General features: G+C 36.1%; 11 protein-coding genes and 1 other annotated feature (1 of these 12 running past the window's edge). All 11 genes read left to right on the plus strand.

The window, feature by feature from the left end; translation table 11 throughout:
* Positions 1-127, plus strand: a binding site (T-box leader) (it extends 130 nt beyond the left edge of the window).
* 64 nt (positions 128-191) lie between these two features.
* Positions 192-1304 (plus strand): 5-methyltetrahydropteroyltriglutamate--homocysteine S-methyltransferase, encoded by a 1113-nt coding sequence (locus IGJ34_RS04100; protein WP_206835598.1) that lies wholly within the window; start codon positions 192-194, stop codon positions 1302-1304.
* Between the two features lie 78 nt (positions 1305-1382).
* A complete protein-coding gene (locus IGJ34_RS04105) occupies positions 1383-2249 on the plus strand; it encodes a MetQ/NlpA family ABC transporter substrate-binding protein (RefSeq protein WP_430598186.1) in 867 nt (288 codons plus the stop codon).
* Complete coding sequence (gene mtnN / locus IGJ34_RS04110) at positions 2246-2950, plus strand: 5'-methylthioadenosine/S-adenosylhomocysteine nucleosidase (protein ID WP_430598187.1); 705 nt, start codon at positions 2246-2248, stop codon at positions 2948-2950. Before IGJ34_RS04105 ends, mtnN begins: the two co-directional genes overlap by 4 nt.
* Positions 2951-3287: 337 nt before the next feature.
* Entirely contained in the window at positions 3288-6059 is a 2772-nt protein-coding gene (locus IGJ34_RS04115; RefSeq protein ID WP_430598188.1) for a sigma 54-interacting transcriptional regulator, read from the plus strand.
* Between the two features lie 72 nt (positions 6060-6131).
* On the plus strand, positions 6132-6548 hold the full coding sequence (locus IGJ34_RS04120) for a PTS sugar transporter subunit IIA (RefSeq protein WP_206835560.1): 417 nt from the start codon (positions 6132-6134) through the stop codon (positions 6546-6548).
* A 19-nt stretch (positions 6549-6567) separates the two neighbouring features.
* On the plus strand, positions 6568-7038 hold the full coding sequence (locus IGJ34_RS04125) for a PTS sugar transporter subunit IIB (RefSeq protein ID WP_206835557.1): 471 nt from the start codon (positions 6568-6570) through the stop codon (positions 7036-7038).
* A 14-nt stretch (positions 7039-7052) separates the two neighbouring features.
* The gene (locus tag IGJ34_RS04130) at positions 7053-7841 is read left to right on the plus strand and encodes a PTS mannose/fructose/sorbose/N-acetylgalactosamine transporter subunit IIC (RefSeq protein WP_069655511.1); all 789 of its coding nucleotides are present in this window, start codon (positions 7053-7055) and stop codon (positions 7839-7841) included.
* Complete coding sequence (locus tag IGJ34_RS04135) at positions 7825-8655, plus strand: PTS system mannose/fructose/sorbose family transporter subunit IID (protein ID WP_430598189.1); 831 nt, start codon at positions 7825-7827, stop codon at positions 8653-8655. The genes IGJ34_RS04130 and IGJ34_RS04135 overlap by 17 nt, the downstream gene beginning before the upstream one ends.
* Before the next feature lie 26 nt (positions 8656-8681).
* A complete protein-coding gene (locus IGJ34_RS04140) occupies positions 8682-9731 on the plus strand; it encodes an SIS domain-containing protein (protein ID WP_430598190.1) in 1050 nt (349 codons plus the stop codon).
* 12 nt (positions 9732-9743) lie between these two features.
* The gene (locus IGJ34_RS04145) at positions 9744-10748 is read left to right on the plus strand and encodes an SIS domain-containing protein (RefSeq protein ID WP_111247039.1); all 1005 of its coding nucleotides are present in this window, start codon (positions 9744-9746) and stop codon (positions 10746-10748) included.
* Positions 10749-10880: 132 nt separating this feature from the next.
* Positions 10881-12101, plus strand: a complete 1221-nt coding sequence (locus IGJ34_RS04150; protein WP_430598191.1) for a zinc ribbon domain-containing protein — start codon at positions 10881-10883, stop codon at positions 12099-12101.
* The last annotated feature ends 153 nt before the right edge of the window (positions 12102-12254 follow it).

The raw sequence follows: 12254 nt of genomic DNA on the forward strand, positions 1-12254 counted from the left end.
GATGCACGGTTATTCCCGTTAGCAAGAATCCTAATATAAAGCGTTTGCGGCGTATTAGAGTAGAGGCAAAAATCGTAGGATTTTTGTGAATTAAGGTGGTACCATGTATGTTTAATACATCCTTAGAAGAGTCTTTGACTGTTCTAGGGATTTTTTTGTTTTCTATTTAAATAAAGAGGGGGAATTTAGTTATGTGTAAAAATTCAGTACATCATTATGAAATCGTAGGAAGTTTTTTACGTCCGGAATCGTTGAAAAAGGCAAGGGAAGATGTTGCTTCTGGTGTGATTTCAGGAGATGAATTAAAAACAATCGAGGATCAAGCGATTCGTGAGCTAGTTGCAAAGCAAAAAGAAATTGGATTAAAAGTGATCAGTGATGGTGAGTTCCGTCGTAGTTATTGGCATCTTGATTTTTTTTGGGGCTTTAAAGGTGTCGAACATAATGTGATGGATCAAGGCTATTTATTTCATGGAGAAGAGACACGCGCAGATTCAGCTCGCCTAACAGGAAAAATCGAGTTTAATCCAGATCATCCAGTTTTAGAAGAATATAAATTTTTAACAGAAATTGCTGATGGGACACCAATTCGCCAGAGTATTCCAGCACCTGCCCAGTTAGTAGCGGAATTAGTTCGTGGTTCTAACGAAGAGAAAGTCGATGAATTTTATCCAGACCGAGAAGCGTTTTATCAAGATATTGCAAAAGCATATCGCGAAACGATTTTGGCTTTGTATGATTTAGGGTGCCGAGATGTAAAATTGGATGATTGTACTTGGGGCATGTTAGTAGATAAAAATTTTTGGACAACGATGACCAATGGCGAATATGATACGCAAGCATTACAAGAGTTATATTTGCGTTTGAATAACGATGCTATTGTTGATTTACCGGAAGATTTACATGTAACAACTCATGTATGTCGTGGAAATTACCATTCAACTTGGGCCACTTCTGGTGGATATGAACCTGTTGCAGACACATTATTAGGGAATCAAAATGTTGAAGCATTTTTCTTAGAATTTGACGATGAACGTTCTGGAGATTTTGAGCCGTTACGTTTTGTACCAGAAGAAAAACATGTGGTCCTTGGATTAGTAACAAGTAAAGATGGGCAATTAGAAGAGAAAGAAACAGTAGTAAAAAGAATCAAAGAAGCAAGTAAATATGTGCCTTTGGAACGCTTGAGTTTAAGTCCACAATGCGGATTCGCTTCAACAGAAGAGGGAAATATTTTAACGGAGGAGGATCAGTGGAAGAAACTGAAATTAGTAATTGATGTGGCTGATGAAGTTTGGGGTTGATGAAATGATTTCTTGGAAGCAATCAGTCTCTTTGGATGTCAACGAAGAATAGTCTAGATGAAAGCATAGGAGGCTAGTATGAAAAAGTGGATTGGTTTTGGTATTATTTTGGCATTATTTTTAGTAACGGGTTGTAGCAATCAGAATAAAAATGATGCAGATGAGAAAAAGAATAAGACCACTAAAGTTGTTTTAGGCTCAGTCGACAGTGATGCGGATATTTGGCGATTTATTGCAAAATCAGACTTAGCGAAAAAGGCAGGTTTAAGAATAGAAGTCAAAGAGATCAGTGGTGGACCTCAGTTAAATAATGCGACGGTTGAAGAACAAGTTGATGTGAATGCTTTTCAATCGTTGGGGTATTTAAGCAGTTTTAATCAAGACAGCGACCAAAAATTAGTACCGATTGCGACAACCTATATGGAACCGATGGGTATCTATTCGGATAGATATCAATCTGTTGGGGACATCAAAGATGGCGCATTAGTTGCAATCGCTAATAATCCGGCAAATACTGCACGTGGATTAAGATTGTTGGAAACAGCTGGTTTGATCAAACTAGCCAAGGATTTTGACAACGGAACAGGAACGCCATCTGATATCATCGAAAATCCCCAAAATTTAGAGTTTAAAATGATCGATGATACGACTGGACCGAGAGTGTTACAAGATGTTGATTTAGCTTTGATTAGTAATACAATTGCGTTTGAAGGTGGTTTAAATGTTTTGAAAGATGCTTTGTTTAAAGAAGAAATTGATAAAAATACGCAGCAAAGTATCAATGTTTTAGTCACAACAGAAAATCGCCAACAGGATCAAGCGTTAAAAAAATTAGCAGAGCTCTATCATAGTCAAGCAGTCAAAGACTACATCCAAGAACAGTTTGGTGGGACAAAAGTCGATGTCCAAGAAGAGATTGGGAAGCTGTGGGAGGCAGATAAATGATTATTGTCATAGCAGCAGCAATGCAAGAAGAATTAGTGCCGTTTCGTGATACTTATCGAATACAATCCATTTTGAAGCGGGGTAAAACTGTGATTGAGGAAGTTTTAGATCAGCCTGACTATTCTTTATTTTTGGCGGAAACAGGGATTGGAAAAGCCAACGCAGCAGCTTCGGCAAGTCTGCTTTGCGAGATGATTCAACCTGATGTGATTATTAATACTGGCTCGGCGGGCGGTTTTTTGGGTGAGGTTGAAATTGGTGATGTTGTATATGGAACAAAGCTCGCTTATAGTGATGTGGATGCAACTGGGTTTGACTATACGTTTGGACAAGTACCTCAAATGCCAAGAGACTACCGTTTAAGTCAAAGATGGTTGGAAATTTTTAACTCTTTGGAGAAGCCAAGCAATTATGATTTGTATAATGGATTGATCGTAACGTCTGATTCTTTTATGAGTGAGTCGGCATTCGTGACAAAGGTAAAAGAACATTTTCCAGAAGTGAAAGCCTCTGATATGGAAAGTACGGCAATCGCACAAGTTGCGAGTTTCTATGATATTCCTGTCCTAAATATTCGTGGCATTTCCGACATTGTAGGGAGTGAAGCAGCTGAGTCTTTTGAGATACATTTAAGGAAAGCTGCGCTACATGCATTTCAAGAAACGAAGCGCTTAATTCGTGTATTGGTAGAAGATAAGTAGTTGATTCTAAAGATGTTTGAGCTTCAAATAGCTGAACATCTTTTTTTGTTGCTGCGTTAAAGAAATTGTCGTAATGATTTGTATCAGTCAAAAAAAGTCCCCTAAAGAATCCGCACTCTTCAGATGTTTGGTGTATATCGTACGCTAAAGTCATTTGTAGTGCAATTGTGTTGTTTTTTGATGCAACCATACTAGTGCTCTCGATAAAAACAAATAATTCACTTTTTGTCAATATAGACAACGTATCGTCAGAATAAGAAAATAAGTTTTATTTTTAATGGAAAAAGAGATATATTTTTACAAAAACTTTCGCTATGATAAAGACAGGAGGGATCATATGTTAAAAGAAAAACTATTAAACTATCTAAAAAACCAAACATCTTTTTTCAATCCTGAAAATGTAAGCGATATTTTTTCGGCATCTGATATTGCTGAAAAATTTTCAATCAAGCGAAATACTGCGAGCCATTATTTGAATCAGCTTGTAGACGAAGGGATCTTAGTCAAGGTCAATACACGCCCTGTCTACTTTTTTCATAAAAAAACATTTGAATTGCAAAACTATCCATTAACAAATTCGTTTTATCCAAACGTATCAGAGATTGAAAAAGAGAAACCGATTTTTGATAAAAAGATTGATTTTTTCCAGAATGTAATCGGTAATCGTGGTAGTTTAGCACAAACGATTCAACAATTGAAAATGGCGGCATTTTATCCTAATGGCGGGTTGCCGCTATTGTTAACAGGAGAAAGTGGTACGGGTAAAAGTTATCTCGTTCAATTACTCTATCAATTTTGTTTAGCGAATGACCTATTAGCGAATGATGCACCTTTTATCACAGTAAATTGTGCGCAATATGCAGATAATCCTGAATTATTGACCAGCTATTTATTTGGTCATGTAAAAGGAGCATTTACTGGTGCAGATACTGAGAAAATGGGTGCTTTTGAAGCAGCCGCAGATGGTTTTTTATTTTTGGATGAAGTTCATCGTTTAAGCGCTGAAGGACAAGAAAAATTATTCACATTTTTGGATCAAGGAGTTATTTATAAAATGGGTGAAAGCAATCATCCAATTGCTGTTAACTGTCGTTTAGCGTTTGCCACAACGGAAGAGGTGAATAGCACCTTTTTAACGACTTTTTTAAGACGAATTCCAGTACAAATCAAAATTCCAGCGCTTAATGAACGGACTCAGGCAGAACGAAAGCAGTTGATTATTCAATCTTTCTTTGAAGAACAGCAAACCATTTTAAAACCGCTACTCGTCTCACCACAAGTCATTAAAATGTTAGAAAATCGTTCATACAAAGGAAATGTAGGCGAATTGAAAAACCTGATCAAGATTATTACAGCTAAAAGTTTTACTGTAAATCACGAAAAAGAGCAAATTCCGATTACCTTACATTCATTGCCTACTTATTTACTAACAGAAAATTATGAATCCACTTTTTCAGAAGCCGAATCACTTTTGAGAATCGATGGTCAAAGTAGTTTGGAGTATTTACTTGAAGAAAGTGAACCAGAACAAAAAAGAATTATTCAAAGTTATGAAAAAATCTTGCTAACCTATCTAAATAATCAATCAGATATCAACACCTCAGTGGGCTTGATTTCAAAGGAAATCGATTATCTCTTTGATTATTTATTATTTGAAACAAAAAGAGACCAACAGCATGAAATGTTGCTATTTATTACACAGCACGTCCGACAGATGCTAGAAAAAATTGAATCTGCTTATCAAATTAGTTTTAATGGTAGTTTGGTTTATGCAATCAGTCATTATCTGTTTCAACGACGTTACGTGGAATGGCTACCAGAAAGCGAGATGATTCAGTTGATTGAGACCTTTTTAATGGATATCAAAGCCAAGTTACCAAATAGTTATCGATATGCAGAACAGATTTTAAACTTAGTTAAGATGTCATTGGACATTGAAGTTTCTAGTATGGATCGGATTATTCTATCTGTTTATATTGATAATCTAGGTTATACCAAAGAAACGTCTTATCCTAAAGCGGTGATTGTGGCACATGGTTACGCCACTGCTAGCAGTATTGCTAATGTGGCTAATCGGATGTTGAATGAATTGTTATTTCAGTCTTTTGATATGCCACTAGATGTTACGCCGAAGAAGATTGCTGAGAAACTGATACAATACATCGAGCGGAATGATACGTCAAATGGGTTGGTTATTTTATTTGATATGGGCTCTTTAAAAGAAATCCATCGTTATTTTTCAAAAGAAAGCGCGGCACCTATCTTATTGATGAACAATGTAACAACTAGTTTAGCGATTGCGGTGGGTGAAGCAATTCAAAAGAAACAACAACTTGGTGAAATTCCAGCTAATGCGATATGCAGCCATCCGTTTCAATGGGAGATGATTAAGCCAGAAACAACAAAAGAAAAAATCATCCTCACGACCTGTGCCACGGGTATTGGAACGGCTGTACAAATTAGTAATCTACTTGAAAAGAGTTTACCAAGTACGACTTCTGTCAAACTTATCCCATGTGAATTCCGTCAGTTACGTGATCCTGTGGAATTTGAAAAAGCTTTTTCGTTTTATGATGTGCTTGGTATTGTTGGTACAGCCAATCCAGTCGTAGAGAATGTTCCTTTTATTTCATTAGAGGACTTAATTGCAGGAATTGGGATCGAAGAGTTGCTAGAGTGGTTGAAAAAAGAGTTAATATTGGATTCGAAGGAAGAATTTAGTAATCAATTGATTCGTAATTTTTCATTGGATCGTGTAATTCAATCTGTAACGATTTTAGATACAGAAAAAATCATTGAACAAATCGAAGGCTTTATGAAACAGTTAGAAGAACGACTAGGTCAGCGGATTAGCAATGATCGAAAGTTAGCTTTGTATGTTCATGTTAGCTGTTTGGTAGAACGATTGATCCGAAATGTGCCAATCGAAGTCTATAGTGGTTTTGACAGGTTGCAGGAGTGTCATGAAAAAGAGCTACGGGATATCAAAGAAGCATTTATTGTCATAGAGAAAGTCTATAGTGTCAATATCCCAGATTCAGAACTTTCTTATGTTTATGATGTGTTAGTTGAAAACACCGAGTATATCAGTGATGAAAGTGATTTTTAATAAGCAAATGAAGGGTGCCAATAAAGTTGGCATCCTTTTTGCTATTAATAAAGTGTAAGTGAGGTGAACAGGATGGCAAGAAAAATTATTTTAGCGACACATGGAAATTTTGCGCAAGGAATTAGAACATCTTTAGAACTGATTTGTGGGAAATCAACAAATGTAGAAGTTATTTGTGCCTATATAGAAGAAGAGTTTGATTTAGGTGAAACAGTTGAAACGACTATTTTTGAAAATCAAAAAAATGAATTACTGGTTATCACAGATATTTTTGGTGGTAGCGTGAATAATGAATTTTTTAAGTATGTTGAACGACCGAATGTACATGTAGTTTCGGGATTAAATTTGTCTTTATTGATTGAGCTTTATACCCAATTGGAAATCACAGACTCCTTGGAGAAGTTGATTATACAAGCAATAAAAACGTCTCAAGAAACGATTCAGTATTGTAACGTGTTGAAAGCAAAAGACGAAGAAGAAGAATTTTAAAAGAGAAAGGAAATCAATCATGATTAAATTAGTAAGAGTAGATCATCGTTTATTACACGGACAAGTTGCATTTTCATGGACCCAAAGTTTAGGGGTAGATTGTATTTTGATTGCGAATGATGATGTGCCGCAAAATGATATCCGCAAAACGACAATCAAGTTAGCCAAACCGGCAGGAGTTAAGCTGGTGATTAAAACTATTGAAGAGTCAATCAGTGCTTTACAAAGTGGCGTAACGGATAAATATAAGTTGTTTATCGTCGTTGAAAGTGTAGCGGATGCGTATAAATTAGCGAAAGTATGTCCAGAAATCAAACATATCAATCTTGGTGGAATGAAAGTGAGAGAAGGAACTAGAAATATCTCTAAGGCGATAAATATTACACCTGATGAAGAACAGTTGGTCAAGGAATTAGTAAATGAAGGAGTCAATGTAGAAATCAAACAAGTACCCAATGATAAAAAAGTTGCTGCTTTAGATGCATTTTAGAAAGGAAGATCGAAATGATTGTACAAGCAATTTTGTTAGGTGTTATCGCATTTATTGCTCAGTCTGAGTATGCCTTAGGTACGTCACTTTTATCCCGACCGATTGTGACAGGATTGTTTACAGGGATTGTTTTAGGAGATATTAAAACGGGTATTATTATGGGGGCAACATTGGAATTAGCATTTATTGGTTCTTTTTCAGTAGGAGCATCGATTCCGCCAGACGTAGTAACAGGTGGGATTTTAGGAACGGCTTTTGCAATTACTGCGGGTGCTGGAACGGAAACGGCACTAGTTTTGGGATTGCCGATTGCAACCTTAACGCTGATTTTGAAGAATGTCTATCTAGGCTTGGTGATTCCAACAATGAGCCAAAAAGCAGATAATTATGCAGATGATGGGAATTATAAAGGGGTAGAACGAATGCATTTGGCGGCAGGTTTTGGGTTGTCTCTGATGTTAGCACTCATAGTTTCGATTTCATTTGCTGTAGGGAGTAACACGATCAAGGGATTATTAGATATGATTCCTGAGTTTGTTCAACACGGTTTATCCGTTGCAACGGGTATTATTCCAGCTCTTGGTTTTGCAATGTTGGCGCGTTTATTGATCAATAAACAAGTAGCACCATACTTCTTTTTAGGTTTTGCTTTAATGGCTTATTTAGAAATTCCAGTTACAGGAATTGCAATTTTAGGGGCGATCACAGCTGTAATCGTGGTCAATATCATGAATCACAATAAAGGCAAAGAAATGATCCAAACATCAAATGGGGAGGTTATTGACGATGACGAAGACTTCTAAAGAACAACCTGAAAAGTTGATTACCAAAAAAGAATTGAATAGTGTTTTCTGGCGGTCTTTCCAAATGGAATTTTCTTGGAACTATGAGCGTCAGATGAATATGGCGTATGTATTTGCGATGATTCCGATTTTGAAGAAATTGTATCCTAAAAAAACGGATATGGCGCATGCGTTGAAACGTCATTTGGCTTTTTTCAATACAACTCCTCATATTGTGACCTTGATATTAGGGATCAATACGGCGATGGAAGAAGAAAATGTACTAGATGAACAATTTGATGTGAGTACGATCGATAGTATCAAAACATCATTGATGGGACCTTTAGCAGGATTAGGAGATTCATTTTTCTGGGGAACATTACGGTTGATCGCAACTGGAGTTGGCACCTCACTGGCTCTGCAAGGGAATGCTTTAGGTCCGATTTTATTCTTACTAATCTTTAACGTGCCACATATTATTTTACGTTATCTCTTTACTGGTTGGGGCTATAAATTGGGAACTGGATTTCTGAAAAAGATTCAAGCAAACGGGATGATGGAGAGTTTGACTTTAGGCGCTTCGATTATTGGATTAATGGTGGTTGGGGCAATGACGGCCTCAATGATTGATATTTCGATTCCAGTTACAATCAGTGGTAGTGGTGAAACGGCTGTGACCGTGCAAAGTATTTTTGATGATGTTATGCCTAAATTGTTGCCATTAGTAACTTTTGGAGCAGTTTTCTATCTTTTGAAAAAAGAAGTCAAACCTTTAGCAATTCTTGGAGGAATGGCTGTTGTTGGGATTTTGGGTTCTTTAGTGGGGATTTTTTAAGCAAATCCATAGTGAGGTGAGATTCAGTGGAAACAATGTTGGATTATATTAATCAAGAACAAGAAACATTGGAAAACATTATTGAATCATTTGATGTTGCGCAAACCGATGTGAAGCATGTTAAACACTGCTTGATTTTAGCGACGGGGTCTTCTTATAATGCCTGCTTATCTGCAAAAAACTATATAGAAGAGACGGCGCCAGTCTACATTCAAATAGAAGAACCGTTTAATTTTCTACATTATGGAAAAATCGATCCGAACATTGATTTGATCATTGCGGTTTCACAAAGCGGTAAAAGTACGTCTACCATTCAAGCAGTAGAAAAACTAACACAGACGAGATCAATCAAAACAATTGCATTAACCAGTGACGCGACAAGTCCAATCACGGAAGTGGTGGATGAAGTAGTAGAGTTAAATATGGGCATTGAGACGGTCGGATTTGTCACAAAAGGATATCTAGCAACTGTGTTGAATTTAATGTTGTTAGGGTTACGTATAGCGTATCAAAATGAATCAGTTGATCAAGTGAAATTAAAAAGTGAATTATCAGAATTAAAGAACGCTATTTGTCAAATCAATCTAGTTATTGAAAAAACGACCGAATTTTGGTTAAAGAATCAAGCAGATTTACTTGCTGGCTCACGTTTTATTACGATTGGCTATGGACCAAATTTAGGGACGGCTAAAGAATTTGAAACCAAATTTACGGAAACGGTTCGTTTACCCTCTCAAGGGTTTGAACTGGAAGCGTATATGCATGGCCCCTATCTAGAAGCAAACGGTAACCATTCGCTATTTTTTATTGAAAATGACAATGGACTGCATGAAAGAAGCCACGCATTAAAGACTTATTTAAGTGAATATGTTGCTGTCTGTTACACGATTACAACGAGTGCAACATCAGAGCCTAAAACACTAAGTCTATCTATTGAAACACCTGAAAAAATCAGTCCACTTTTATTAGTGATTCCCTTCCAATACCTCGCATATCAAATTGCTACAGGTAAAGGAATCGATTTAAATAAACGAATTTTTGATGATTTTGACCAAGTATTAAAAAGTAAAATTTAAGGAGCGTAAACCATGTTAAAATTTAACGAAACAAAGCAAATAGAAGATATCAAAGGGGCTTTAGCACTACGTCCACAAGTTGAAAAAATGGTGGATGAAGTTTGGGAAAAAGGGTTTGATTCTATTTATTATCTCGGCATTGGCGGAACCTATGCCTCAGCGATGCAAGTAGTGACGTACATTAATGGAAAAAGTAATCTACCTGTTTATGTACAACATGCTGCTGAATACTATACAACTGGTAATCGCCGCTTAACCAAAGACTCGATCGTTATTTTGTCTTCTGTAACCGGCACAACTCAAGAAGTTGTCAAAGCGGTGGAAGAAATTAAAACAGTTGGCGCAACATTGATCGGTTTTATTGATGCAAAAGGAAGTATTCTAGCAGAAAAATGTGATTATGTTGTGACGTATCCAGCACCAGGAACGGAACAAATCAAGTTCTTTATGCTAGCAGATCGATTGATGAAAAATAATGGCGAATTTGATGAGTATGAAGAATATTATCAAGAACTAGAAGAACATCTTCCAGTTGGTTTAGTTGAAGCTGAGAAAAAAGCGGATGACTTTGGGTTAAAATTTGCCCAAGCTCATCGTCACGATGATATGCATTATTTTATCGGAGCTGGTAATCAATGGGGCGCAGTTTATTCTTATGCAATGTGTTACTGGGAAGAACAAAGTTGGCTCCGTTCAAAATCGATCCATGCTGCTGAGTTTTTACACGGAACGTTAGAAATTGTGGAGGAAACAACGGCAGTCACTTTATTTATTGGTGAGGATGAACAACGTCCTTTGTCTGAAAGAGTAGCGAATTTGTTACCGCGTATTTGCGCTAATTATACGATTATTGATTCAAAGGATTATCCAGTTGCGGGGATCAGTGAAAAATATCGTGGACGAGTTTTGTCATTCTTGTTGATGCATTGTGTAACACAACGTATTGATGCTCATGTTGAACAATTGAATTGCCATCCGTTAGATATTAGACGTTATTATCGTCAGTTTGATTATTAAAATGAAGGAAACGACCTGCAGCTAGAAAGTTGCAGGTTTTAGTGTATTTTGGATTATAAAAAGCTCTTACTTTTGTTTACTATTAAAAAAATCTATGAGACAATATCTGAAAGATTTTTAGGAGGTAAAGTGGTGGCTGATGGTTTACTAGTCCCGAATAAATGCAAGGCATGTGGTGGTCAATTGAACGATTTAGATGCCAAATATTGTCCGCATTGTGGGAGATTATTAGATGAGATCCAAGAAGCAATGAATAGAAAAAATAAATCTGGTGAAACTTGTCTAAACTGTGGATCTTCGATTGTGTTTAATATTGAAAAGCAGCAATTTGAGTGTAACCATTGTAAGTCGACTTTTTCAACGAAGAAAGAGTTGGATGCTAGTTCTCGGTTTTATCAAGCAGATAAAGTTATCCCTTTTCAAGTGGAAAAAGAGCGGGCAAAGATGCATTTTTATGAGTGGATTGGCACTGACCAGGAGAGTCCAATAGATATAACGAATATCACGTTAAAACAAATTTATATGCCATTTTCAGTTGTTACAATAAGCTATGAATGTAATTGGGGAGCTGAAATCTGTTATAGTAACAATCAAGACAATACTATGGAAAACTGGTCATACAGTGATGGAAGTATAACAGGAGAATGTTTTTCGTTTTTTTCTGTCTCAGAAGAAATGAATGCACAAGCAGATAAACTGTTTTCAATTTCATCGTTCAAACCTTTGATTTCAAAAATGGTTCCGTATGATGACCATTATTTAAGTGGGACAAACCAATTTAAAATTTCCACTAATGAAGTAATGAAAACGCAAAGCTTGTTTCACAGTGTCGTTCAATATGCAGCTGAAAGTGAGATGCAGAAAGTATTACCTGGGGATAGGAACAGAAATGCAACGGTAACAAATCTAAAATATGAAGTTTTTTCGGAATTTGTTTACGTTCCTATTTGGAATCTTGAGTACCAATCAAATGAGGTTATGCACGAAGTTTTAATTACTGCTACAGATAAAGAAAATGTAAAAGTTGTTGGCGATAAACCGTCTATACATAATTTTCCAGATGACGAATTTTCTAAAATAAACAGGCACTACAAGAAAAAATACCGTTCAGGTATAGTAGCTTTTTTAATGTCACTGATTCTATTGATGATGTCTGATCAAAATGATGAACCTGTTTTTTTTGTTTCAATTATTACGCTGTCACTATTGATCGGTGGAGTAGCTTCTTGGCTATACTTTGGTGTAAAAAGCAAACTTGTCAAAAGAGGCTATCTTAAGTTAAAAAAGAAAAGTTCAAATAATTTAGAGATCCATAATGAGTATTTAAAATTAGCCGAAAAATATAAAAAATAGGCAAGTTAGTCTAGTTCGTTTATGAAGTAATTCATTTTACAATTCAAAAAATCAGTTTATTTCCCTTCTTCTCACCTAAAATGTTTACATTTAACCAGTGATAGTGTACTATTTAAAGGTATGCATAGCATAAATTCATGTATAAAATTAAGT

Source organism: Enterococcus sp. AZ177, assembly GCF_050544585.1.
GTDB lineage: Bacteria > Bacillota > Bacilli > Lactobacillales > Enterococcaceae > Enterococcus_L > Enterococcus_L plantarum.

Bases quoted from the DNA above. Each gene is read 5' to 3' on its own strand.
- IGJ34_RS04100 (WP_206835598.1), top strand. From the start codon at position 192: ATGTGTAAAAATTCAGTACATCATTATGAAATCGTAGGAAGTTTTTTA.
- IGJ34_RS04135 (WP_430598189.1), top strand. From the start codon at position 7,825: ATGACGAAGACTTCTAAAGAACAACCTGAAAAGTTGATTACCAAAAAA.
- IGJ34_RS04130 (WP_069655511.1), top strand. From the start codon at position 7,053: ATGATTGTACAAGCAATTTTGTTAGGTGTTATCGCATTTATTGCTCAG.
- IGJ34_RS04125 (WP_206835557.1), top strand. From the start codon at position 6,568: ATGATTAAATTAGTAAGAGTAGATCATCGTTTATTACACGGACAAGTT.
- IGJ34_RS04145 (WP_111247039.1), top strand. From the start codon at position 9,744: ATGTTAAAATTTAACGAAACAAAGCAAATAGAAGATATCAAAGGGGCT.
- IGJ34_RS04115 (WP_430598188.1), top strand. From the start codon at position 3,288: ATGTTAAAAGAAAAACTATTAAACTATCTAAAAAACCAAACATCTTTT.
- IGJ34_RS04105 (WP_430598186.1), top strand. From the start codon at position 1,383: ATGAAAAAGTGGATTGGTTTTGGTATTATTTTGGCATTATTTTTAGTA.
- mtnN (WP_430598187.1), top strand. From the start codon at position 2,246: ATGATTATTGTCATAGCAGCAGCAATGCAAGAAGAATTAGTGCCGTTT.
- IGJ34_RS04120 (WP_206835560.1), top strand. From the start codon at position 6,132: ATGGCAAGAAAAATTATTTTAGCGACACATGGAAATTTTGCGCAAGGA.